This window comes from Aggregicoccus sp. 17bor-14, from assembly GCF_009659535.1.
GTDB lineage: Bacteria > Myxococcota > Myxococcia > Myxococcales > Myxococcaceae > Aggregicoccus.
In genome coordinates this window covers 78,643-101,510 of the sequence record NZ_VJZZ01000015.1, presented here as the reverse complement: position 1 = coordinate 101,510, position 22,868 = coordinate 78,643, and the positions used below count along the sequence as shown (strand labels likewise).

At 71.8% G+C, this 22,868-nt stretch carries 17 protein-coding genes and 1 tRNA gene; 5 read left to right on the top strand and 13 right to left on the bottom strand.

Features of this window, described 5'->3' with window-relative positions; genetic code table 11:
* Nucleotides 1-117: 117 nt before the first annotated feature.
* Nucleotides 118-756 carry a DUF2378 family protein gene (locus tag FGE12_RS24530; RefSeq protein WP_153869018.1) on the top strand — a complete coding sequence of 213 codons (639 nt, stop codon included), beginning with the start codon at nt 118-120 and terminating at the stop codon, nt 754-756.
* Here the strand turns inward: FGE12_RS24530 and FGE12_RS24525 are convergent.
* Both FGE12_RS24525 and tgt read right to left on the bottom strand, forming a co-directional pair.
* The gene (locus FGE12_RS24525; RefSeq protein ID WP_370459133.1) at nt 692-1,591 is read right to left on the bottom strand and encodes an MnmC family methyltransferase; all 900 of its coding nucleotides are present in this window, start codon (nt 1,589-1,591) and stop codon (nt 692-694) included. The two genes, FGE12_RS24530 and FGE12_RS24525, sit on opposite strands and share 65 nt — an antisense overlap.
* Nucleotides 1,591-2,736, bottom strand: coding sequence for a tRNA guanosine(34) transglycosylase Tgt (gene tgt / locus FGE12_RS24520; RefSeq protein WP_153869017.1), 1,146 nt, complete (start codon nt 2,734-2,736; stop codon nt 1,591-1,593). Before tgt ends, FGE12_RS24525 begins: the two co-directional genes overlap by 1 nt.
* Before the next feature lie 238 nt (nt 2,737-2,974).
* On the opposite strand from tgt, the gene FGE12_RS24515 reads away from it, so the two are divergent.
* Nucleotides 2,975-4,579 carry an ABC-F family ATP-binding cassette domain-containing protein gene (locus FGE12_RS24515; protein ID WP_153869016.1) on the top strand — a complete coding sequence of 535 codons (1,605 nt, stop codon included), beginning with the start codon at nt 2,975-2,977 and terminating at the stop codon, nt 4,577-4,579.
* Between the two features lie 25 nt (nt 4,580-4,604).
* Here FGE12_RS24515 and FGE12_RS24510 read toward each other — a convergent pair whose 3' ends face one another.
* Both FGE12_RS24510 and FGE12_RS24505 read right to left on the bottom strand, forming a co-directional pair.
* The gene (locus FGE12_RS24510; RefSeq protein ID WP_153869015.1) at nt 4,605-5,987 is read right to left on the bottom strand and encodes a hypothetical protein; all 1,383 of its coding nucleotides are present in this window, start codon (nt 5,985-5,987) and stop codon (nt 4,605-4,607) included.
* Between the two features lie 137 nt (nt 5,988-6,124).
* The gene (locus FGE12_RS24505; protein ID WP_153869014.1) at nt 6,125-7,468 is read right to left on the bottom strand and encodes a hypothetical protein; all 1,344 of its coding nucleotides are present in this window, start codon (nt 7,466-7,468) and stop codon (nt 6,125-6,127) included.
* Between the two features lie 598 nt (nt 7,469-8,066).
* Here FGE12_RS24505 and FGE12_RS24500 point away from each other — a divergent pair.
* A complete protein-coding gene (locus tag FGE12_RS24500; protein ID WP_153869013.1) occupies nt 8,067-9,401 on the top strand; it encodes an acyltransferase in 1,335 nt (444 codons plus the stop codon).
* On the opposite strand, the gene FGE12_RS24495 is transcribed toward FGE12_RS24500, so the two are convergent.
* From FGE12_RS24495 to rfbB, 3 genes are all read right to left on the bottom strand, one after another.
* Nucleotides 9,398-10,447: a YihY/virulence factor BrkB family protein gene (locus FGE12_RS24495; protein WP_194798245.1), complete on the bottom strand. Its 1,050-nt coding sequence runs from the start codon at nt 10,445-10,447 to the stop codon at nt 9,398-9,400. The genes FGE12_RS24500 and FGE12_RS24495 overlap by 4 nt on opposite strands.
* Nucleotides 10,448-10,559: 112 nt before the next feature.
* The gene (locus FGE12_RS24490; protein ID WP_194798233.1) at nt 10,560-11,453 is read right to left on the bottom strand and encodes an SDR family oxidoreductase; all 894 of its coding nucleotides are present in this window, start codon (nt 11,451-11,453) and stop codon (nt 10,560-10,562) included.
* Complete coding sequence (rfbB, locus tag FGE12_RS24485) at nt 11,450-12,478, bottom strand: dTDP-glucose 4,6-dehydratase (protein WP_194798232.1); 1,029 nt, start codon at nt 12,476-12,478, stop codon at nt 11,450-11,452. Before rfbB ends, FGE12_RS24490 begins: the two co-directional genes overlap by 4 nt.
* A 129-nt stretch (nt 12,479-12,607) precedes the next feature.
* Between rfbB and FGE12_RS24480 the strand changes: the two genes are divergently transcribed.
* Nucleotides 12,608-13,387 (top strand): ABC transporter permease, encoded by a 780-nt coding sequence (locus FGE12_RS24480; RefSeq protein WP_153869010.1) that lies wholly within the window; start codon nt 12,608-12,610, stop codon nt 13,385-13,387.
* 5 nt (nt 13,388-13,392) lie between these two features.
* The gene (locus FGE12_RS24475) at nt 13,393-14,742 is read left to right on the top strand and encodes an ABC transporter ATP-binding protein (RefSeq protein ID WP_153869009.1); all 1,350 of its coding nucleotides are present in this window, start codon (nt 13,393-13,395) and stop codon (nt 14,740-14,742) included.
* On the opposite strand, the gene FGE12_RS24470 is transcribed toward FGE12_RS24475, so the two are convergent.
* The 6 genes from FGE12_RS24470 to FGE12_RS24445 all read right to left on the bottom strand — a co-directional run bounded on the left by FGE12_RS24470 (nt 14,730) and on the right by FGE12_RS24445 (nt 22,791).
* Nucleotides 14,730-16,049, bottom strand: a complete 1,320-nt coding sequence (locus FGE12_RS24470; RefSeq protein WP_153869008.1) for a bifunctional 2-polyprenyl-6-hydroxyphenol methylase/3-demethylubiquinol 3-O-methyltransferase UbiG — start codon at nt 16,047-16,049, stop codon at nt 14,730-14,732. The two genes, FGE12_RS24475 and FGE12_RS24470, sit on opposite strands and share 13 nt — an antisense overlap.
* A 50-nt stretch (nt 16,050-16,099) precedes the next feature.
* Complete coding sequence (locus tag FGE12_RS24465) at nt 16,100-19,510, bottom strand: glycosyltransferase (protein ID WP_194798231.1); 3,411 nt, start codon at nt 19,508-19,510, stop codon at nt 16,100-16,102.
* Between the two features lie 187 nt (nt 19,511-19,697).
* Nucleotides 19,698-19,772: transfer RNA gene (locus FGE12_RS24460), tRNA-Gly, on the bottom strand.
* A gap of 70 nt (nt 19,773-19,842) precedes the next feature.
* Nucleotides 19,843-20,529: a CDP-diacylglycerol--glycerol-3-phosphate 3-phosphatidyltransferase gene (gene pgsA, locus FGE12_RS24455; RefSeq protein ID WP_194798230.1), complete on the bottom strand. Its 687-nt coding sequence runs from the start codon at nt 20,527-20,529 to the stop codon at nt 19,843-19,845.
* 11 nt (nt 20,530-20,540) lie between these two features.
* Nucleotides 20,541-22,151 (bottom strand): tetratricopeptide repeat protein, encoded by a 1,611-nt coding sequence (locus FGE12_RS24450; RefSeq protein WP_228531059.1) that lies wholly within the window; start codon nt 22,149-22,151, stop codon nt 20,541-20,543.
* A complete protein-coding gene (locus FGE12_RS24445) occupies nt 22,090-22,791 on the bottom strand; it encodes a lytic transglycosylase domain-containing protein (RefSeq protein WP_194798229.1) in 702 nt (233 codons plus the stop codon). The genes FGE12_RS24450 and FGE12_RS24445 overlap by 62 nt, the downstream gene beginning before the upstream one ends.
* Between the last annotated feature and the right edge of the window lie 77 nt (nt 22,792-22,868).

Genomic DNA, 22,868 nt, shown 5'->3' with positions numbered 1-22,868 from the left:
GCGCACCCCTGAACACACATTCAGGAGAGAATTGACGCAGTAGCAACGGAATTATACAGCCTGCTACACTCCCAGTCGCGGGCGCTCGTCAGCCCGGTTCCCTAGGATGCTGCCCCCATGAGCACTTCGAACTCTGTGAAGCAGATCCCTGCGTCCATCGTGGAAGGCCTCTTCGTCCGCGCGCTCGGCACCCGCCTCACCCCCACCGCCCACGAGCGGCTGCGCCAGGCGGGCCTCGCGCTCGACCAGAAGCTCGAGCCCACCTATCCCCTGGAGAAATGGAAGGATTTCCTGCGCGTGGCGGCGGACCACGTCTACGCCGGCATGCCCCTGGAGGCCGCCTACTACGCCATGGGCGAGCGCCTCATGGACGCCTGGAGCGAGACCCTCACCGGCCGCGCGCTGCTCGGCGTGATGAAGCTCGCGGGCCCCATGCGCACCCTGAACCGCGCCGGGCGCACCTTCCTCTCGCACGACGCGGCGAGCGAGGTGCGCCTCACCGAGAAGGGCCCCAGCAGCGCCGAGCTGCGCGTGGGGGACGTGCTCGCGGACATGCCCACCTTCGCGGCCGGCGTGCTCAGCCGCTCGCTGGAGCTGGTGGGTGCGCACAACGTGGTGGCGCTGCCGGAGGCCTTCGACGGCACCGCCTGCACCTTCCACGTGCGCTGGAGCGAGGAGCCGGTGGGCTACATCACCGAGGTGCTGGCGGACTCCACTGTGGATGCTGCCGCAGCCGAGTCTCGAGAGCAGGCGTGAGCGGCTCCCCGTGCGGTGCCCGGCTGCTCGAGCGCTCCCAGCGCTCGAGCCAGCGGGCGCCGAGCGGGGCCTGCAGCGCCCCGGGGTGGACGGCCGCCACGGTCGTCTCCCCCTTCGTCCCGGTGGAAAGCCCCGCCCCCACGTAGAAGCCCGCGAGCAGCAGGGACACCCGCGTGGGCGTGGCGGCGCTATAGGTGGTGAGCAGGGCGTGGGCCTCTGGCTCCTGCCGGCACGCCCCGCGCACCCGTGAGAGCGTCCCCGGGGTCCACATCTCCGGGTTGGACGCCGGGCTGAAGGGGTCGAAGAAGACCAGCTCCGCGGGCGGAAACGCGCCTTGCGCCAGGTGCCCGCGCGCATCCCCGGGCAGCAGCTCCCAGCAGAGCCCCTCCCCCTGCCACCTGCCCTCCCCCATCAGCCGCTCGCAGGCGGCGCGGAAGGGCACGAGGAAGGGAAAGCCCGCGGGGTCCGCGAGCGCGAGCCGCAGCGGCGCGAGGTCCACCTCGAAGCTGACCACGTGCAGGGGGCGCCTTCGCGCGGGCCCCAGGCCCACGGCGCAGGTGAGCGCCGCCACGGCGTTGGTCGCGGCGCCCAGGCCCACGTCCAGCAGCACCAGGGGGGTGGCGTCCTCCCGCTGCAGCCGCTCGGCGAGGGCCCCCTGCTCCACGTAGAGGCGCTGCGCCTCGAGCCAGGGGCCCACCGCGGGGTGCATCACCTCGCCGTGGCCGAGGTGGCGCACGGCGCGGTGGCCGTTGCGCAGGGTGACCAGCTCGAAGTCGCCGTCGCGCGGGCCGGGCTCGCTGCCCGGCGCCGGCGCTGCCGTGAGGGGGCCTGGCACTAGCCCACCGCCTGCAGGTCCTTGAGGTCCTTCGCCGGGCTGATGCTCTCCTTCAGCTCGCGGTAGGCCTGGGCGTAGGAGCCCTTGAGGATGGCGTCGCGCATCTTCCAGGTGAGGACCTGGTAGTGGTGCACGTTGTGGAGGCTGAGCATGCGGCTGCCCAGGTGGTGCTTGCCGCGCATCAGGTGCTGCAGGTAGCCGCGGCTGTAGCGCTTGCACACGAGGCAGTCGCAGGTCGGGTCCAGCGGCTCGTCGCTCAGGCGGTACACCTGGCGCGTCGTGCGCACGAGGCCCTGGAAGGTGTAGGCGTAGCCCTGCTGCGCCATCTTGGTGGGGATGATGCAGTCGAACATGTCCACGCCGCGCGCCACCGCCTCGAGCAGGTCCGTGGGGGTGCCCACGCCCATGAGGTAGCGCGGCTTGTCCTGCGGCAGCGCGCGCGCGGCGCGCAGGGTCATGCTCTTGCGGTCCTCGTTGCCCTCGCCCACGGCCAGGCCCCCGATGGCGAAGCCGTCGAAGGGGTGCTGGGTGAGGAAGGCGGCGCTCTCGTCGCGCAGGTGCGGGTGGATGCCGCCCTGCACGATGGCGAAGAGGGCCTGGCCGGTCGAGACCTTGTCCTTCGCCTCCAGGCTGCGCAGCGCCCAGCGGTGGGTGCGCTCCATCGCCTCGCGCGTGCCGGCCTCGTCGGTGGTCGAGTCGATGCAGACGTCGAGCACCATCATGATCTCCGAGTTGATCGCCTGCTGCATGGCGATGCTGGTCTCGGGGCTGAGCAGCTGGCGGCTGTTGTCGTAGAAGGAGCGGAAGTGCGCGCCCTTCTCGGTGATGAGCCGGTCCTCGGGGAGGCTGAAGATCTGGAAGCCGCCCGAGTCCGTCAGCACCGCGCCCGGCCACTGCATGAACTCGTGGATGCCGCCGAACTTGCGGAACACGTCCGCGCCGGGGCGCAGCATCAGGTGGTAGGTGTTCGCGAGCAGGATGCGCGCGCCCGTGGCCCACGTCTCCTCCATGCCCAGGTGCCGGAAGCCCGCGTGGGTGGCCACCGGCATGAAGATGGGCGTGGGGAAGGAGCCGCGGCGGGTGTGCAGCACGCCGGCGCGAGCGCCGGTGGGGTCGGTGGTGACGAGTTCGAAGCGGACGGGCATCGCGGAGGGCCTTATACCCGGCCGGGCCCCCGGCGCACGCCTCCCCTGCGGGCCCTCGGCTGGCCGGCCGGGCCCCCAGGAATGGCGCGGCCCCGGGCGCCGGGACGGCGTGCACCGCCGCGGCATGAAGCGCATCCGAGCGGGGTTACATTCTGCCCCTCCGGAAGGCCCGGAGGTGCTAATGCGGCGCGCCGTCCGGCCGCGCCGGCCCCTTTACTCGGCAAGCGAGCACCCGCCCATGTTCACCATCTCCAACGTCTCCAAGGCCTACGGGCCCAAGAAGCTCTTCGAGGACGTGAACGTCGCGTTCTCGCCCGGCCGCCGCTACGGCCTCACCGGCCCCAACGGCGCCGGCAAGTCCACGTTCATGAAGATCCTCGCGGGCGACGAGGAGGCCGACAGCGGCACCATCAGCCGCCCCAAGCGCCTGGGCATCCTGCGCCAGGACCACTTCCGCTACGAGAACGAGCGCGTGCTCGACGTGGTGCTGATGGGCAACGCGCCGCTGTGGGCCGCGATGCAGGAGAAGAACGCGCTGCTCGCCAAGGCTGAAATCACCGAGGAGGACGGCAACCGGCTCGGCGAGCTCGAGGGCGTCATCGCCGAGGAGGACGGCTACGTGGCCGAGAGCGACGCGGCCGCGCTGCTGCAGGGCCTCGGCATCGACGAGAGCTTCCACGAGGGGCCGATGAAGCAGCTCACCGGCGGCCTCAAGCTGCGCGTGCTGCTCGCCCAGGCGCTGTTCGGCAAGCCCCAGGGCCTGCTGCTCGACGAGCCCACCAACAACCTGGACATCGAGTCCATCCGCTGGCTGGAGAGCTTCCTCAAGCAGTTCGAGGGCGTGCTCATCACCATCAGCCACGACCGGCACTTCCTCAACGCCATCTGCACGCACATCGCGGACATCGACTACGAGACCATCATCGCCTACACGGGCGGCTACGACGACATGGTCCACCAGAAGTCGCAGATCCGCAGCCGCGTGGAGAGCGAGACGGCGGAGAAGCAGAAGAAGATCGCCCAGCTGCAGGACTTCATCGCCCGCTTCAGCGCCGGCACGCGCGCGAGCCAGGTGCAGAGCCGCGCGAAGCAGATCGAGAAGCTCAAGAGCGAAGATCTCAAGCGCTCGAACATCGCCCGCCCCTTCATCCGCTTCGACCAGAAGGTGCCCAGCGGCAAGCAGACGCTGATGATCGAGGGGATCGCCAAGAGCTACGACGGCGAGAAGGTCATCCGCCCCTTCAACGCGCTCGTCACCAAGGGCGAGAAGATCTGCGTCATCGGCAAGAACGCGGTCGGCAAGAGCACCCTGGTGAAGATGATCGCCGGGCAGGTGGAGCCGGACGCGGGCAAGATCGTCTGGGGCCACCAGGCCAGCGTGGGCTACCTCCCGCAGGATCACCACGGCACCATCCGCAAGGGCACCACGGTCTTCAACTGGCTGCGCGACATCGAGGAGAAGCTCAGCAACGAGGAGATCTCCGGCATCCTCGGCCGCATGCTCTTCAGCGGCGAGGAGCGCATGAAGCCCACCGACACGCTCTCCGGTGGCGAGACCGTGCGCACCCTGCTCAGCAAGCTGATGATGACCCAGGACAACGTCCTGGTGCTCGACGAGCCCACCAACCACCTGGACCTCGAGAGCATCAGCGCGCTCGCGGAAGGGCTGCAGAAGTACCCCGGCACCGCGATCGTGGTCACCCACGACCAGGAGCTGATCAGCGAGGTGGCCACCCGCATCTGGTCGCTCGAGCTGGGCAAGGAGGTCGTGGACCACAACGGCCCCTACGCCGAGTTCCGCGAGAAGTACGTGCCCGAGCAGGGGCAGGGCCGGCGCCGCTAGGCGCGCGCGCCCTCTGCGCCCTGCCTCAGAACGGGATGGGGCGCGCCCCGGGCCGCACCAGGTCGATGGGGTTTCGCCCCCAGAGCCGGCAGGGCTGGTACGTGGCGACGAAGTTGATGGCGAACGAGACCAGCGCGAGCGCCACCACCGGCCCCACCAGCCACCGGCGCCACCGCCCCGCGAGCACGGGCATCAGGCCGAGCGCCACGAACGGGACCACGGGGATGAACAGGCGCGGCCCGTAGCACCAGGCGCCGTGCCACTGCACCCAGGCGGCCATCAGCCCCGCATAGAGCGCGAAGCCGCAGGCGCACAGGAGTGCGGGCCGCCGCGCCGCACCGCGCAGCAGGAAGGGCCAGCCCAGCAGCCCGAACGCCATCACCGGGGCGAGCGGCAGCAGGCCCCGGTTCCAGTCGAAGAGCATGCCCAGCGCTCCCTCGCGCAGGCTGCCCACCTGGAACACGATCGCCGTCTTGAACGGCGAGCCGAGCATGTACGCGTTGAGCGCGAGCACACCCAGCGCGGAGAGCGCCGGCAGGAGCGAGAGCAGCGCGAGCCGCCGCCAGCTGCGCTGCAGGAGCAGGTCCACCCAGAGCGGCACCAGCAGCAGCCCGAAGGGCGGCTTCATCTGCATGCCCAGGGCGATCAGCAGCCCCGCCAGCAGCGGCCGCTGCCGGAAGTGGAGCGCGTACGCCCCGAGGCAGAAGGCGAGCAGGAAGGGCTCGTTGAAGAAGGTGCGCGCGTAGTTCCACACGGGCGTGCACAGCACGCCGATGAGCATCACGCCATTGGCGAGCCGCACCGAGCCGCCCAGGCTCCGCACGATGGAGCGCAGGGCCACGGCCGCGAGCAGCGTGGCCAGGGCGGCGAGAAGCAGCCCGCCCACCTCCACACCTCGGGTTCCCCGGAAGGGCCAGAGCAGCAGCGCCAGCATCGTGGCGCCGGGGGGATGGAAGCTCCACTCCGGGGCGCCCTCCTTCGGCCTCGGTGCACCGGGAACCCGCGCGTGCCCATCCTCACCGCGGCCGTGCTCGAAGCGGCCGTCCCAGACGAAGGCCTCGCTCCACAGGACGTAGCGACCGTTCACGTTCACCACGGTGTGGTGGTTGCCGCCGTCGCCGCGAAAGAATTCCCCCTCCTCGCGGCCTCCCTCGTGCACCGCGGTGTAGTTGTTCGAGACGTCGAGATCGAGGTCCTCGAGGACGCTGTTGATCTGGACGAGGTAGTGCGGCTCGTCGCCCCCGCACACTCCCGCGAGCCCTACGCGGTGGTGGGGGCCCACCGTCACGAAGTGGGGAAGAAGCAGGGCGCAGGCGAGCAGCGCGAAGAGGAGCCGCGTGTGCGAGAGCGGGTCGGGCCGCCGCCACGGCGCCGGGCGCAGCGGCTCGGGTGCGGCGGTGCGCGGCATCGCTCCTTCCAGGGGTGCGGAGGCGTGGTGCACGTTCAGACCTCGCATGGAGAGCGGCGAAGAGGTGCGGCGAGGTGCCCCCTACCCGGCGGGCGCTGCGGTTTGGCCACGCCCTGCGACCCGGCGCGGCCACGGGCTCACGGCTCGGGAGGCTGCAGGTAGCGGAAGCGCTCGCTCTCCCCCACCTGCACCGCGGTGGTGTAGCCGAGCATCTGCAGGTACGCCGGGACCTGGGGGTCCGTTTTCAGGACCGCAATGCGCAGCGAGTGCTGCGGCAGCCCCCGCCAGCGGTTGCGGTTGCTCTGCGAGCGGTGGGTGAGGCCCCAGAAGGGCGTCGGGTCCCCGCTCTCGTAGCGCTTCCAGTTGATGTGGAACACCGTGGGCCAGACGAGGAAGTAGTCCCCGAGCATGTGGGTGGCGTGGTTGCGGGTGAGCTCGTCCGAGTAGCCACCGAGGCTCGTGTCGAGGGTGCGGTAGACCTCCGCGTAGGACGGTGGCCCGAAGCGCAGGTAGAGCATTCCCGCGAGCGCGACCAGCAGCGCGCCCGCGCGCCGCGGCGACAGGGTCCACTCCACCCTCCCCACGGCGAGGACACAGGCGCCGGCTGCCCACAGCGCGACCACCGGGATGAGGTAGCGCACGCCGTACAGATTCATCTTCAGCCACGTGAGTGCGCCCAGCAGCACGAAGTAGCAGATCGCGGCCGCGAGGAGCCCCAGACCACCGAGCGACGCATGCCGCACGCGTCGCCGAGCCCACGCGAGCAACCCGACGAGCACGAGCGCCACGCTCACCGCGAGCGCCCAGTCCCACCAGATCTGGTGGAAGTTGTCGCCCAGCGTCCTCCACGCCGGGACCCAGTCGGAGGTCGGAGCCAATCCGGTCTTCGTCACCCCCGCGTACCGTGCGAGGCGGGCCAGCTGCCCCATCAGCACGGCCTGGGCGATCGTGGGCAGGAGCAGCCAGAGCAGGTTGCGCAGCGCGTGGCGCGGCGTGTGCCCGGCAAGCACCTCCCGCGCGACGATGACGAGGCCGAGCACCAGCGTGGTGCTCGGGCTCACCCAGCTTGCCAAGCACATCGCCCCGAAGCCGAGCGCGTCTCTCGCCGAGGGCCGGTCGCGCCCCTCCGGGTCGAGCAGGACCAGCCCGAGGAACCCCAGCCCCATGGAGACGCCGTAGGGCTGCCCCAGGAGCCACTCGAAGGCCCACCTATGTGGCAGGCCGCAGAGCAACAGCACGTCCGCCGCGAGGCCCGCCCAGAGCCAGGAGCGCCCTCGCAGCAGGAAGCGCGAGACGAGCAGCGGCCCGAGCAGCGTGAAGAAGGACGCCACGGCGAACTGGGCGATCACGTTCCCCAGCGGGTGGCGGATCGGCCAGACCAGAAGCGGGACGAGCATCCCGAAGCGGTCCTGCTCCCAGTAGAAGGGCTCCCAGTCGTAGAGGCTGACCAGTGCCGGCACCAGTGAGTCCCCGTGCTGCATGGACTGGAGCCTGCTGAGGCTCAGCCAGGCGCTGGAAGCTGCGACCGAAGCGACCACGTACCACCACACGCGCGGCGCAGACACGGGGGCGGGGCTCTCGCGTTCGAGGCGCTCCGGCATGCCCTCCGGCGCGTCGGGGAGGCGGACCACTGCGGCTGTCTCGCTCGAACTCACTGCAAGCCCTCCCGGCGTGGCCCTCGTACTCGACTGCTCCAAAGCACTCTCTCTCCCTGGGCGCTCCGGCCCCCGGCAGGGTCGGCGCCTCGAACTGGTGAAAATGGGGCCGGCTTCTACCACGGTTTCTCGCGCGAGGACCTGAGAGCCCGGGGAAGCCCCACTACTCGGCTCACGCTGCGGGGCGCCCTCCCACCATGACCTCCAGCGTCGCGGCGTAGAAGAGGCGGGCTCCAGCGGGCCCGCCGAGCAGGCGAGCGCGTGGACCGTCGGCGAGGCGCAGGGCGTGCCTGCCTCCTCGCCCCCCGCGTGCTCCGTCCCATTCGACGAGGGGGGGCGGCCGGACAGCCGGGACCCGCTTTGCTCGTGCACCCCGGACAGCTAGTGTGCGCCGCTTCTCCCGCACCACCGCCGGTAGGGCCCGATGTCACTTCCCGCTTCCGCCCCGCAGCTGCCCGATGCTCCGCCCGCGTCCGCCCCGGGCGCGCTCACGCCGGCCTCCCAGGGCCAGGCCGCGCCCCCGGCCGTGGCCGTGCGCGGGGGGCGACTCGAGTTCCTCGACGCGCTTCGAGGGATCGCGGCGATGCTCGTCGCCGTGCAGCACTCGGTGGAGATCGTCTCGCCCCGCTACCTTCGCTGGTCCGTGGAGGTGTGGCGCCCCGGCGAGTTCGGCGTGGTGCTCTTCTTCCTCTGCAGCGGCTTCATCATCCCGGCCTCGCTCGAGAAGTATCACTCGCTCAAGCGCTTCTGGGTGGGGCGCGCCTTCCGTCTCTTCCCCCTGTACTGGGCGTGCATCGCGATCATCTGGGCGCTGCACGCCGTGCTGGGCCGGCCAGGGCTCTACGAGAAGATCGTGCAGCACCCGCTGCGCGAGACGCTGGTGAACATGACGATGGTGCAGTACCTCCTCAACCGCCCGCTCATCATCGGCGGCTCGTGGACGCTCGCCTACGAGATGGTCTTCTACATGCTCTGCTCGCTGCTCTTCCTCGCGGGCGCGCACAAGAAGACGGTTCCCCTCACCTTCCTCATGCTGTGCGCGGCGCCCGCGGCGGGCTACCTCGTCCCCACGCTGGTCTTCATGAAGGGCACGCGCACGGGCGCGCTCCTCGCCACCACCGCGTTCACAGCGCTGGCGCTCGCGGGCCTCTGCATGTGGACCGCAAAGCAGGACCGCGGCACCCGCCTCTCGATCGCGCTGCTCTCGGGCACGCTCGTGGCCCTGATCTTCAACCGCTGGCATCCGGGCTACTTCACGTTCAGCCTCCTCGCCACGATGTTCGTGGGCTCGCTGCTCTACCGGTACATGAAGGGCGAGGTCTCGCCGCGCCTCGCGTGGGGCCTCTTCGCCTTCGGCCTCGTCGCGATCTTCACGGCGCAGTTCCTCTACACCCCGGACGAGGTGCAGGAGATCTACGCGCACGCGTTCCACACGTGGCGCCCGGAGGTGGCGACCTTCCTCTCCGCGCACCTCGTGTTCGCGGCGGGCCTGGCGCTGCGCAAGTACGCCTTCCCGCGCGTCATCACCTTCCTCGGCACCATCAGCTACTCGGTGTACCTGATGCACGACGTGGTCATCCACGTGGTGCCGCAGGTGGGCGGCCGGGTCACGACCGTGGCCGTGTGGCTGGCCCTCACGGTGGCGTTCTCCGCCGTCACCTACTACGCGGTGGAGAAGCCCTTCCAGAAGTGGGGCCACCGGCTCGCGCAGAAGGGGCTGGCACCGCGCCCACGTGAGCAGGCGACCGCCGCCAGCTAGGCGCGCGTCCCGCGGCGCAGCAGCACCACGCCCAGCCCGAAGCCCGCGGCCCAGATGGCTGCGGCGAGCCCGGGCGGCTGCATCGGCGGGGGCGGCTTGCGGGCGGGCGGCCGCGGCGGGTGGAAGTCGGTGTTGCCCGGCAGCGAGGCGCCGCCCTTCTCCAGCTCGGTCTTGGTCGCGGCCGGCCCGCCCTCGCCCAGCTCGTGCTGGCCCGGGCTCTTGCCGTCCGGCGACTTGTGCTCGAGCACCGCGTTGATCTCCGCGCCCAGCAGGATGACCTGGCCGGAGATCCACATCCACATCAGCATCACGATCACGCCGCCCAGCGCGCCGTAGTTCGCGTCGTAGCTGCCGAAGTTCGCCACGTACTTGCTGAAGCCGTACGAGGCGAGCACCCACAGCGCCACGCCCACGATGGACCCGAAGGTGAGGAACTTGAACTCCTGCTCCACGTCCGGCAGCAGGTAGTAGAGCGCGGCCCACAGCAGCATCATCAGCAGGCCCGCCACCGGCAGGCGCGCGTAGAGCACCACGCTGCCCAGCGGCTCGCCCAGCCGCGCGGCGATGGCCGGAGTGGCCACGGCCACCAGTGCCGCCAGCAGCGCGATCAGCGCACCGCCCAGCGTGCACATCAGCGCGATGCCGCGCACCTTCCAGAAGGGCCGCGTCTCCTTCACGCCGTAGATGATGTTGAGCGCCTCCATGAGCGCGACCATGCCGCCGGAGGCCGCCCACAGCGCGCCGGCGCCGCCCACCGTGAGCAGGCCCACGCTGTCGCTGCTCGCCAGGTCGCGCAGCCGCTGCGCGATGATGTCCGTGGCCTCCCTGGGCGCCACGGTGGCCAGCTGCTGCACCAACTGCTCGGCCTGCTTCGGGTCGATGATGATGCCCGCGAGCGAGACGAGGAAGAGCAGGAAGGGGAACAGCGCCAGCACGGAGAAGAAGGTCAGCGCGGCGGCCGTGTTGCTCACGCGGTCGCGCCCCCACTCGTCTTTGAGGGTCTTGAAGAACTTCATCCAACCCATGGTCTTCCCGGGCCTTGCGATCTCCATGCACACCCTCCTCGGCGTCCTGAGGAAGGTGGGCATTCCGCCACCGAGCGACCCGCCGATCCTGCGCGGATGCCAGCCCCGAGGGCAGGCGACCGGGCAGGCAGCGCTAGCGGGCCGCGCGCCACTCGGCGTGGAAGCGCGCGAGGGCCTCGGCGAGCGGGAGGGGCCGGGCCTCGAGCTCGGCGGTGGCGCGTGCGCACGAGAGCCCGCCGCGCAGGGGCCGGGGCCCGGCGAGCGCCACGTCCGCCACCCGCACGGGGACGATGAGCCCGGGGTCGAAGCCGAACTCGGCGCACAGGGCCCTGCCGAAGGCGACGCGGTCGAGCACCTGCGCGCCGCAGGTGTGCCACACCCCGGAGTGCCGCGCCTCGCACAGCTCCAGGAGCTGCGCCGCCACGCTCTCGGCGAGGCTGGGCGAGACCTGCTGATCCTCGAAGAGGCGCACGGGCTCGCCGCGCGAGAGCGCCTGCACGAGCCACGCGCCGAAGTTGAGCCTCGCCGCGGGCGGCCAGCCGTACACCACCGCCGTGCGAGCGATGGCGCACCCGGGCGCGAGCGCCGCCGAGCGCTGCTCCCCCTCCCACTTGCTCGTGGCGTAGGCGCCGCGCGGGTGCGGGCGCGCGCGCTCCGCGTAGGGGCCCGCCTCGCCGTCGAACACGTAGTCGGTGGACACGTAGACCAGGTGCGCGCCGGCGGCGTGCGCCGCGCGGGCGACCGTCTCGCTGGCCTGCGCGTTGTTCGCGTGCGCCTGCTCGGGCGCGCGCTCGCAGGCGTCCACGTCCGTCATCCCGGCGGCGTGCACGACCGCATCCGGAGCAGCCCGCGCCACTGCGGCCGCCGCGTCCCCGGCGCGGGTGAGATCCACCGCCACGTAGTCCCAGGCGCCGGGCAGCCTGCGCGCCGCGCGCCCGAGGCCGATGACCTGGTGGCCACGCCGCTGCGCGAGCTCGCAGAGCCGGCCGCCCACGAGCCCGTTCGCGCCGGTGACCAGCAGCTTCACGGGCCCTCCGCCTCGAGCCGCCCCCGGTACTGCGTCTCGTAGTAGCTGCGGTAGGCGCCGTCGAGGACGCGCGCCCACCAGCCCTCGTGCTCCACGTACCAGCGCACCGTCTCGCGAAGCCCCTCGTCGAAGGCGTGGCGCGGCCGCCAGCCGAGCTCCTGGCGCAGCTTCGCGCTGTCCAGCGCGTAGCGGCGGTCGTGCCCCGGGCGGTCCGCCACGTGGCGGATGAGCTGCTCCGGCTTTCCCAGCTGCAGGAGGATGGCGCGCACCAGCGCCAGGTTCTGCCGCTCCTCGCCCGCGCCCACGTTGTAGACCTCGCCCGCGCGCCCGCGCTCGAGCACCGCGAGCAGCGCGGCGCAGTGGTCCTCCACGTGCAGCCAGTCGCGCACCTGCAGGCCGTCGCCGTACACGGGCAGGGGCTGGTCCCTCAGCGCGCTCACCACCATGAGCGGGATGAGCTTCTCCGGGAACTGGTAGGGGCCGTAGGTGTTGCCGCTGCGGGTGACGACCACGTCGAGGCCGAAGGTGCGGTGCGCCGCGAGCGCGAGCAGGTCCGCCGCCGCCTTCGAGGCCGAGTAGGGACTCGAGGGCTGCAGGGGGCTGTGCTCGCCGAAGAGGCCGGTGGGGCCGAGGCTGCCGTACACCTCGTCCGTGGACACCTGGAGGAAGCGCCCCACCCCGCAGGCCCGCGCCGCCTCCAGGAGCCGCTGCGTGCCGAGCACGTTGGTCTCCACGAAGGCGTCCGGGCCGAGCACGCTGCGGTCCACGTGCGTCTCGGCCGCCAGGTGGAGCACCGCGTCGATGCGCTCCTCGCGCAGCAGCGCCTCCACGAGCGCGCGGTCGCGGATGTCCCCGCGCACGAAGCGCAGGCCCGGGTCGCTCTCCAGCCCGCGCAGGCTCTCCAGGTTTCCCGCGTAGGTGAGGCAGTCCAGGTTCACCACCCGCCAGCCGGGGCGCTCGCGGCGCAGGTGGCGCACCAGGTTCGCGCCGATGAAGCCGCAGCCGCCGGTGACCAGCACCCTCACGGGAGGCCCCCGGCCGCAGGAGAGGGGCCCGGGCGCCGCCTGCTCGCCTGGGCTCGCCCGGAGGGGAGCGGCCCGCCGGGCCGGCGGATGGTGCGGCTGTTGGCCTTTTGACGTAAGAGTGGCGCCCGCATGTTCCAGAACCTCACCGAACTCTACCAGTACCGCGTCCTGCTCTGGAGCCTGACGCTGCGCGAGCTCAAGGCCCGGTACCGCGGCTCGGTGCTCGGCTTCCTCTGGACCTTCCTCAACCCCACGCTGCTGATGCTGGTGTACGCGCTGCTCTTCACCGTCTACATGAAGCAGTCGCTCGAGCACTACACGCTGTTCATGTTCGTGGGGCTGCTGCCCTGGATCTGGTTCTCCACCTCGGTGGGCTCGGGGGCCTCGGCCATCTCGGACCGCCGCGACCTGCTGACGAAGGTGAAGTTCCCGCCGCAGGTGCTGCCCGCCACGGTGGTGCTCACCAACGGCATCAACTACGCGCTCTCGCTGCCGCTGATGGTGGGCATCTCGCTGCTCTCCGGCGTGCGCCCCACCCTGCACCTGCTGCTGCTGCCGCTGGTCGCCCTGCTGCAGCTGCTCTTCACGCTCGGCGCCACCTACCTGGTCAGCGCGCTCAACGTGAGCTTCCGCGACCTGCAGCACGTGGTGAACAACCTGCTCACGCTCGCGTACTTCCTCACACCGGTGCTCTACCCCGTGACGAACATCCCGCTCGAGTACCGGCCGCTCGCGCTCTACCTCAACCCCATGGCGGGCTTCGTCACCGCCTACCAGGATCTCGTCTACTACCACCGGCTCCCCGACCCCGGCCCCCTGCTCTCCGCGGGGCTGGTCTCGGTGTTGCTCCTCGTCCTGGCCTCCAGCTTCTTCAACGCGCGCCGCGAAGACTTTGCGGAGCTCGTCTAGCCCGCATGTCTCCTCCCGAATTCGCCGTCGAGGTCCGCCAGGTCACCAAGCGCTTCAAGCGCCGCACGGTGAAGGGCGGCTACACCACCTTCAAGACCCAGCTGGTGGGGCTGCTCTCGCGCAAGCGCCGCGAGCGCTTCGAGCTGCAGGACATCCAGGTGCTCAAGGGCGTGGACCTGCTCGTGCCGCGCGGCAAGACCGTGGGCGTCATCGGGCAGAACGGCAGCGGCAAGAGCACGCTGCTCAAGGTGCTCACCGGCATCTACGCCCCCTCCAGCGGCACGGCGCTCATCCACGGGCGCGTTTCCGCGCTGCTCGAGCTGGGCGCCGGCTTCCACCCGGACTTCTCCGGCCGCGAGAACATCTTCATCAACGGCGTCATCCTCGGGCTCACCCGCGCGCAGATCCGCGAGAAGGTGGACGAGATCATCGCCTTCTCCGAGCTGGGCGACTTCATCGACGAGCCGGTGCGCACCTACAGCAGCGGCATGTACATGCGGCTCGCCTTCGCAGTGGCCACCTTCGTGGACCCGGACGTGCTCATCATCGACGAGATCCTCTCGGTGGGTGACGAGCACTTCACCCGCAAGAGCCGCGCGAAGATGGAGGAGTTCAAGGAGCGCGGGAAGACCATCGTGCTCGTCACGCACGACCTGGGCACCGTGGAGAGCTGGTGCGACCTGGCCGCGTGGATCGACGGTGGGCGCATCGCCGAGTTCGGCGACCCGCGCCGCGTGGTGGCGGCCTACCGCCAGCGCGTGGCGGAGCGCGAGGTGGCGGCAGACCGTGCCGCGGAGCTCTCCCCTGCCCCCACCCTGCCGGACGCCGGGCCCGCCCAGGCGGAGGCCCCCGCCGACGGCGCTCCCGCCGGCGCCCCCGCGCCCGAGGCCCACCGCTGGGGCAATGGGCTGGTGCGCCTCACGGACGTGCGCCTGGTGGATGCGAAGGGCGAGCCCGCGCCGGTGCTCGACCCGGAGGCCAGCGCCACGATCGAGCTCGCCTTCGCCACGGACGCGAGCGTGCACGACGCCGTCTTCGGCATCGGCCTCTTCCGCGCGGACGGGCTGCAGCTGTACGGCAGCAACACGCTCATCGAGCAGGTGCCGCTGCCCAAGCCGCTGCCCGCCTCGGGCAGCGTGCGCATCCACCTGGAGCGCCTCGGCCTGCTCGAGGGCAACTACCTGGTGGACGTGGCCGTGCACGCCAAGGACGGCACCGCCTACGACTACCGCAAGGGCGCGCTGCACTTCGCCGTGCGCTCCACCCAGCACGACGTGGGCGTGGTACGCCCCGCCCACCGCTGGGAGCTCAGCGCGCCGGGCCTCGAGTCACGCGCCCGGCTTCAGGCGCGGTAGCCGACGATCGCGTAGTCCTGCGGGCCGCAGAGGATGGCGTTGAGGGTGTCCGCGAGCTGGGCGCTCTCGCCCGTGGCGTGGAACTTCTTGTCCATGGGGTGCAGCGGCAGCGCCTGCACCCGCACCAGCCCCCGCGCCTCGGCGAGGAAGGACATGGTCTGCGGGTGCAGCGGCCGGCGGTGCGTGGGATCCATGTAGAAGGTGTTCGCGCCCACCAGCACGTTCTCCGGGTTGGGCGTCTCGAGGATGACCACCCCGCCGGGGCGCAGCACGCGCAGCGCCTCGTCGAAGAGCCGCAGCTGCTCCTCGTGCGAGAGGTGCTCGATGACGTGGATGGCGGAGAGCGCGCCGCAGCTCTCGTCCGGCAGCGTCTCGAGGAAGCCGAAGAGGTCCCCCTGGGTGACGTCCAGCCCCAGCGCGCGGCACTGCTCCACGGCCACCTGGTTCATGTCCAGCCCGCGCGCCGCGAGGCCGTTCTCGCGCAGCAGCTCCAGCCACTCGCCGCGGCCGCAGCCGAGGTCGATGACGGGGCGCTCCTTCGCGCCCGCGCCGGCCGCCTTCACCAGGTCCAGGTAGGGGCGGCTGCGCTCCTTGATGTCCTCGCGCGTGCCGCGGAAGCGGTCCTCGAAGGAGATGTAGAGCCCGTCCGCCATCTGGGCGCCCGCGTCCGCGAGCACCTTGAGCTGCTGCTCGTCCAGTGCGCCCGGCATGCGCTTGCGCGCCTCCTCCAGCAGCACCGAGAGCCGGTTCTGCTGCAGCGACACGCTGGTGCGCAGCCGATCCACCGCGGCGAGCACCTCCGCGCGCTGCCGCTCCTGGGCCGCGGAGAGCTCGCGCACCCGCCCGTCCAGCGCCTCCACCACCTGCTGCAGCGCCCGCCCCTGCTCCGCGAGCCGGTCGTCCAGCGCGCCCTTGTGCGCCGCCACCTCCTGCTCCACCAGCGGCCGCAGCGAGCCACCCTGCTGCTGCACCGCATCGCGCAGGCCGCGCAGCGCCCCGAGCACGTTCTCGTTGAAGGAGCGCTGGTCGCGGGTGATGAGCTGCGCCACGCGCAGGGCCATCCGCGCCGCCGGCGTCACCACCTTGCGCGCCACGCCCGAGACGCGGTGCATGGGCGGCAGCTCCAGGCCCACCGCCCACACCCGCTCCGCCTGCTTCAGCGCGTGGTCCACCACCGTGAGCGAGGGGCGCTCGATCGGCGTGAGCGGCACCGGGCGCTCCCCGGCCTGCTCCGAGCGGCGCACCACCTCGCGCACGCGCTCCAGCAGCCGCTCCACCTCGATCTTCGGATGCTTCACGACCAGCATGCTGACCTCGTCCGCGCGGGCAGTGCCCGACGCATCGATGTGCCGCGCCTTCAGGCGGCGAGATTCTCTCCGGCCCGGGCCGGAGCGTCGAGGCACAGCCCCTCGACCATGTGGGCGAGCCGGCGGGCGAGCACGCCCCACGCGTTCGCCTGCACCCAGCGCGTCTGCAGCTCCAGCTTGCGCTCGCGCTCGGCGTCGTCCGTGAGCACGCGCGCGAGCCCCTCCGCCATCGCCTCGGAGGTCCAGCCCGGCAGCCGGTGCACCACCTCGGACACGTCGTGGAAGATCTCGTTGGGCGTGCACACCACGGGGCGCCCCGCCGAGAGCCCGAAGCGCACCGCCCCGCTCGCCCCCTCCGCCGTCTGCTGGTAGGGGAAGACCACCGCGTCCGCGCACTCCAGGAGCCGCAGCGACTGCGCGTCCGGCAGGAAGTCGTGCACCCGCACCACGCGCTCCTCCAGGCCCAGCTGCGCGACGAGTTCCTCGCAGCGCCGCTCGAGCACGCTCGACTCGGCCACCGGGTAGAGCGCGTTCACCATCAGCAGGCGCAGGTCCGGGAAGCGCTTGACCAGCGCCGGCATCGCGCCGAGCAGCTGCTCGAGGCCCTTGTGCGGCAGCAGGAAGCCGTAGGTGGCCAGCACCGGCCCCTGGGCGGGCAGCCCCAGCTCCGTGCGCGCCTGGGATACCGTGCGGCCCGAGATGGGCAGCATGCCGTGCGGGAACAGGGTGCTGTTCTTGTGCAGCCCGAGCCCGTAGAGGAACTGCAGGTCCGGCTCCCCGTGGACGAGCAGCCGGTCCGCGAGCGCCAGCTCCTCGCGGATGGTGCGCAGCGAGGCCTTGAAGTCCGGCTTGTCCACGTCCTTCGTCGAGTGGAAGGTCACCACGGTGCGCACGCCGCGCCGGTGCAGCTGCGTGAGCAGCCGCCCGAGCGCCGCGACCGGGAAGAAGCCGAAGTTGAACTGGATGACCACCGCGTCGAGCGGGCGGCGCAGCAGCTCCGCCTCCAGGTCCTCGAGGTGCGGCACGTTGTAGTCGTCCCAGCAGCGCACCACGTTGGTGCCGTCGGGGCCCAGCGGCGTGTCCTTGCGGCTCGCGAACACGGTGGTCTCCACCGAGGGGGGCAGCCGCTCGATGAGGAACTGCGAGTAGGTGGCGATGCCGCACTTCGCATTCCAGCTGCTCACCCACCCGAGGCGCAGCGAGGGCCGCGCGAGCGGCGGGCGCGCCTGCAGCTGCTCCGCGAAGTCGCGCAGGCCCTCGGCGCAGCGCGTCCAGGTCAGCTGCTCGCTGGCCACGGCCTTCGCCGCGCGCACGCGCCGCTCGAGCTGCGCCTTGGAGGCGCCGCGCACCTCGCGCAGCTGCTGCACCAGCGAGGCCTCGTCCGGCTCGAGCCACAAGGAGCCCAGCTGCCCGATGTGGCTGCCCGAGCGCGCGGGCTTGCAGCCCACCAGCCACGCGGTCTCCGGCGTGCAGAAGTCCGCCTGGCCGCCCCAGGAGGTGGTGATGACCGGGACCCCCAGCAGCATCGCCTCCGCCATGGGCAGCCCGAAGCCCTCGCCGCGCGTGGGCGCCACGAAGGCGTTCGCGCGCTGGTAGAGGTCCAGCATCATCCCGGCCGGCAGGTCCTCGTTGATCAGCACCACGCGCGGGAAGTCCGCGCGCGCGGCGCGCAGGCGCGCGAGCTGCTCGGGCACGTCGTTGTGCGGGTTGGGGAACACCTTGAGCACCAGCGTGACGTCGTCCGCCGCGCTGAAGGCCTGGCCGTACGCGCGCAGCAGCACGTCCGCGCCCTTGCGGGGGAAGGCCGAGGAGACGTGCAGGAAGCGGAAGCCCGAGCCCAGGTCGCCCGCGTAGCGCTGGCGCTGCTCGCGCAGGATGTGCTCCACGCCGTGGGGCACCACGCGCACGGGCACGCGGGTGCCCGAGTCGATCAGCGCCTTGCGCACGAACTCGGAGGGCACGGCGATGCCGTCCAGCGCGTCGTTGAAGTCCTCCACCCACCGCGCCGGGACCTGGCTCTCCTCCCAGGCGAAGTACAGCAGGTTGCACTGGCCATCGGCGTCCGCCACCCGGGGCGGGTAGAGGTTGCGCAGCAGCACCGGGGGGCGCGCCGCGGGACCGCCCCGCCGCCACAGGGGCTCCAGGTCCGGCACCTTCGCCAGGTCCTCGGGGCGCGGCACGTAGTCGCCCGGGCCCTCGGTGGCGTGCAGCGCGACCTCGCCCGGCATCGCGCGCTCGAGCGCGCGCGCCACCTCGCGGTTCACCAGCGCCAGGCTGTAGCTCGTCTCGAAGGGCCCCTCGAGCTGCCAGCGCGGGCCCGGCGCCTCGGCGCGCCGCGGCGGCAGCGGCCGCTCGGCGGAGATCCCTGCGTCGCCCAGCGCCAGGGACAGCTCGCTCAGCAGCCGCGCCTCGGAGAAGTCCTGCACCCGCGCGCGCTGCGTCTCGAGCACGGCCGTGCGCAGCGGCCGATCCTCGGCGAGCACCTGCAGCAGCCCGGCCACCATCGCCGGGTCCTTCTTCTCGAGGAGGATCCCCGCGCCCGAGAGCGTGCCGGGGATGCTGCTGCTCGCGTACGCGAGCACCGGGACGCCGAACACCATCGCCTCGATGAGCGGCACCCCGAAGCCCTCGTGGTCGCTCATGCAGACGAAGGCGCGCGCCGCGCGGTACCAGCCGTAGAGGTCCGCGGTGGGCACCTTGCCCGTGAACAGCACCCGGCCCTCGAGCCCCAGCGCGCCCACCAGCTCCTGCAGCCGCAGGTAGTAGGGGCTGTCCGGGTCGTAGCCGCCCACCAGCACCAGCTGCGCCTCGCGCTCGTGCATGCGGCTGAAGGCGGCGAAGGCGCGGATGACGTCGTCGATGCCCTTGTGCTCGGAGACGCGGCCCACGAAGAGCACCGTGAAGCGCCGGGCCTGCTCGGCCGCGAGCGCCGCGTTCCACGGCGCGCGCAGCATGCGCTCCGGGTCGAAGAGCAGCGGGACGACGTGGATGTTCTCGTACCCCAGCGCCTCGAGCTCGGCCGCGTTGTACGCGGACACGCAGATGCTCGCAGCCACCGCCCGGCGCAGCGTCTCCAGCTGCCGCCGCCCCTTCTCGGCGTAGGCCCGCAGGGGCGACTCCGGCGCGAAGAAGTGGGAGGGGGTGATGTTGTGGTAGACGAGGATGCGGGTGACCGGCAGCTTCAGCAGCCAGTCCTCGAGGTCGTGCCCCATCGAGTGGTGCACTAGCAGCGCGTCCCCGGGCTGCGGCTGGTAGCTGCGGTAGGGGCGCAGCTGCGAGGCGAGCTCGGGCGCCACGTGCTCGACGTAGATCTCCGAGCGGTAGCCGAGCTGACGCAGGAGCCCCTGCGTGAGCAGCATCGAGTTCGTCACCGCGTCGCCGTAGGCCGACCCCGAGTGGAACTGGTGGATGGCGCCGCACCGGGCGCGCGGCGGCTGCGAAGAGGTCTGGGAGTCGGACATGGGGACGGGAGCCGATGTCGGCCGGCAGCGGCGAGCGAGCCCTCCGTCTAGCATCCTCGCCCCACGGCGCAAGAGGCAGGCGGCCGGGCACGGAGCCCTGCCCGAGCGGCCCTGGCCGCGATCGAGGCGGCGGCCACGGGGAGGGCGGGAAAAGAAAAAGGCCCCCTGGTTTCCCAGGGGGCCTCTTTGGAGCGGGAAAAGGGATTTGAACCCTCGACCCTCGCCTTGGCAAGGCGATGCTCTACCGCTGAGCTATTCCCGCGTATCGACTTCGTTTTTCCTGCTGCGTGCTGCCGAAGTGAGGCGGTTTATAGAGATCTCCCCCGCGCTCGTCAAACACTTTGTGCATCGGGGCGATCTTCGTCCCCCCGGCGAGCGAGCATGGCCAGGAACGCCCGGAAGTACACCACCATGCTCCACACGGAGAACGCGGTGGAGAGGTACACGAGCACCTTGCCCACCAGGTTGAAGTTCACCGGCACCACCCGGTAGCCCAGGTCCAGCGGGTGCACGTAGTGCACACACAGGGAGATGATGCCCACCAGCTGCAGCGAGGTCTTCCACTTCCCCTCCTGCCCCGCCGCAATGACCATCCCCTCGCTCGCGGCGATGGTGCGCAGCCCCGTGACGATGAACTCGCGCGCGAGCAGCACGATCACCACCCACGCGGCGATGCGCCCCAGGCGCACCATCATCACCAGCGCCGCCATGGCGATGAGCTTGTCGGCGAGCGGGTCCATGAACTTGCCCACCACCGTGATGAGGTTCCAGCGCCGCGCGAGGTAGCCGTCCACCACGTCCGTGATCGAGGCCACCGCGAACACCACCGCGGCGAGCATCGAGTAGAGCGGGTCCGCGTCGTAGGTGAACCAGACGAAGAGCGGGATGAGGGCGATGCGCCCCAGGGTGAGCATGTTGGGCAGGTTCCAGAACTCCTGCACGAGCACGCTCGGACGGCGCTGCGCGCGCCGCGCCGCGCGCGCCTCCCGCTGCCGCTGCTTGCGATTGGCTCTCTCCACGGCGCTGCCTCTTAGCCCATCACCGGACGCAACGGCAGCGCGATGAGCGCGTGCCCCTCGCCGGACAACTCCACGCCCACCCCACCCTGCTGCAGTCCCAGCAGTCGCGGCGCGAGCGAGCCCTGCCAGCCCACCAGGTGCTCGATGGGCACGCTGACCGCCTCGCCACCGCCCACCGGCACGCTGCGGAGGATGCCCGGCAGGCTCAGGAGCACCGCCCCCGGGCCGTGCAGGTGGACCAGGTCCAGGTCCGTGGGGCTGCCCGGCGGGGCGCTCCCCTCCAGCGGCACCCGGCCGTTCTCGAAGGTGACGGACTCCTGGAAGCCGAAGACGCAGCCCTCGCTCAGGTACGCGTCCTCCTCGCCGAGCAGCACCGGCACGAGCACCCGGCCCCCCGTCTCGAGGAACACGCTGCCCTCGCCCTGCAGCCGCATCATGCGCGAGGCGCCCTCGCCGAAGGGCTTCTCCGTCGCGCGGCCGCGAAAGCGCTTGGGCTCGGCCGCGAGGTGCAGGCTCCCGCGCGAGGCGACCAGCCCCTGCAGCCGCAGGAGCAACTCCCCGGAGACGCGCACACAGGCCACCCCGTGCTCGACGTGGAAGGGCTGCGCGGCCTCGGGCTGGGGCAGCGCCACGGCGTGCACCAGCGCCGCGAGCTGCCCGGCCTGCGCAGGTCCCGCCGGGCCCGCCTCCGCAGGCGCAGTCCCGAGCCGCGGCGGGTGCACGGCCTCGTCCGCCGAGAGCGCCAGCTCGGGCAGGCCCGCGGCGAGCGGTGCGCTCGCGGCGAGCGCGGCCGAGGTCTCGGCGAAGGGATCGTCCACCGGCACCGGCGTCCGGGCGGAGCGCGCGGCCGGGGGTGGGGGCGGCGGTGCGGCGCGCTCGTCGGCGCTCGGCCCCTCGTCCTCGGCGAAGCGGATCTCCTCCTCCTCGAGCGGCTCGGGGGGCAGCGCATCGGGCGGGGCGGCGGCGCTCGTCTGTCCCGCGCCGTCCTCGAGGCCGAACTGCGCGCCCCAGTCCTCCTCCGAGCTCCCGGACGCGCTCGCGGCCGGCGCGGGAGGTGGCGGGGGCGGCGCCGCGCGCGACGAAGCAGGAGGCGGGGGAGGCGTGGGGCGCGCGTAGGCCTCGCCCGCGATGGCGCGCGCCATCTTCTCCGCCATGGCGTCACTGCCGGCGAGCAGGAAGTGCTCGCGCGCGCGCCCGTACTCGCCCGCCTGCGCGAGCGCGAGCCCCAGGTAGTTCTGCGCCTTCTTGTGCTCGGGCGCGAGATCCGTGGCCACCTCGAACTCGCGCACCGCGCGCGCGAGCGCCTGGGTCTTGAGGTAGACGAGCCCCAGGTTCACCCGGAGCGTCGGCTCCACGGGGTTGTCGCGCACGAGCCGCTCGTACAGCTCCGCCGCGCGGTCGAAGAGGCCGAGCCGGAAGTAGGCCAGCCCGAGCAGGTTCTGCCCCTTCTCGTTCTTCGGCTGGAGCCGGTGCGCGCGCTCCAGGTAGTCCTTCGCCTCCGCCACCTTGCCGGCCGCGAGCAGCTCGCCGCCGCGGTGCAGCTGGTGGAGGAACTCGTCCTCAAGGGAGGGTGCTTCGCTGGGACCCGTCGGGCCCCGCCCCATCACGCGCGTCGTCGCCATCGCTGTTCGCCTCGCGGGGCTCGTTCAGCGCGAGCCGCTCGCGCTCTTTGTAGTGGAAGTAGAGCTGGATGACCTTGCGCACGTAGGCCTGGGTCTCCGCATAGGGAGGCACGTTGCCCCCGTACTTGCGGATGGCCTCGGGCCCGGCGTTGTACGCGGCGACCATCTTCACCATGTCGCCGCCGTACTGGTTGGCCAGCACGCGCAGGTAGCGGGTGCCGCCCTCGATGTTCTGGCGCGGGTCGAAGATGTCCTTCACGAACATCTCGCGCGCCGTCTCCGGCATCAGCTGCATCAGGCCGCTCGCGCCCTTGGGCGACAGCGCGCGCGAGTCGAAGTTGCTCTCCGCGTGCACCACCGCGCGCACCAGGCTCGCGGGCACCTTGTAGCGCCGCGCCGCCGCCTCGATGTGCTGGTCCAGCTCCGCCGTCGGGGCGGCCTTGAGGCGCGCGGGCTCCGAGGGGCTCGGCGCCGGGTGGAAGGTGCCCTTGAGCTTCTGCGCCTTGCGCCCCGCCGGCGGCGGCACGTTCGTGTACACGATGGTGCCGTCCTTCTCCTCGTAGCGGTAGATGCCCGCGCCCGCACGGGCGGTGAGCGGGGCGAGCAGCAGCGCGAAGAGGAGGGAGGTGTGCAGGCGCATGGGAGTCAGGCCCGTGAACCTTAAACCTCCGCTGGAAAGTCCTCAAGAAATCGCCTTGTTTCCAGCACTTAGGACAG

Excerpts from the sequence above, each read along its gene's own strand:
- tgt (WP_153869017.1), bottom strand. The coding sequence starts at position 2,736 with ATGCCCGTCCGCTTCGAACTCGTCACCACCGACCCCACCGGCGCTCGC.
- FGE12_RS24515 (WP_153869016.1), top strand. The coding sequence starts at position 2,975 with ATGTTCACCATCTCCAACGTCTCCAAGGCCTACGGGCCCAAGAAGCTC.
- FGE12_RS24475 (WP_153869009.1), top strand. The coding sequence starts at position 13,393 with ATGTCTCCTCCCGAATTCGCCGTCGAGGTCCGCCAGGTCACCAAGCGC.
- FGE12_RS24465 (WP_194798231.1), bottom strand. The coding sequence starts at position 19,510 with ATGTCCGACTCCCAGACCTCTTCGCAGCCGCCGCGCGCCCGGTGCGGC.
- FGE12_RS24480 (WP_153869010.1), top strand. The coding sequence starts at position 12,608 with ATGTTCCAGAACCTCACCGAACTCTACCAGTACCGCGTCCTGCTCTGG.
- FGE12_RS24445 (WP_194798229.1), bottom strand. The coding sequence starts at position 22,791 with ATGCGCCTGCACACCTCCCTCCTCTTCGCGCTGCTGCTCGCCCCGCTC.
- FGE12_RS24530 (WP_153869018.1), top strand. The coding sequence starts at position 118 with ATGAGCACTTCGAACTCTGTGAAGCAGATCCCTGCGTCCATCGTGGAA.
- FGE12_RS24510 (WP_153869015.1), bottom strand. The coding sequence starts at position 5,987 with ATGCCGCGCACCGCCGCACCCGAGCCGCTGCGCCCGGCGCCGTGGCGG.
- FGE12_RS24450 (WP_228531059.1), bottom strand. The coding sequence starts at position 22,151 with ATGGCGACGACGCGCGTGATGGGGCGGGGCCCGACGGGTCCCAGCGAA.
- FGE12_RS24470 (WP_153869008.1), bottom strand. The coding sequence starts at position 16,049 with ATGCTGGTCGTGAAGCATCCGAAGATCGAGGTGGAGCGGCTGCTGGAG.
- FGE12_RS24500 (WP_153869013.1), top strand. The coding sequence starts at position 8,067 with ATGTCACTTCCCGCTTCCGCCCCGCAGCTGCCCGATGCTCCGCCCGCG.
- FGE12_RS24505 (WP_153869014.1), bottom strand. The coding sequence starts at position 7,468 with ATGCAGCACGGGGACTCACTGGTGCCGGCACTGGTCAGCCTCTACGAC.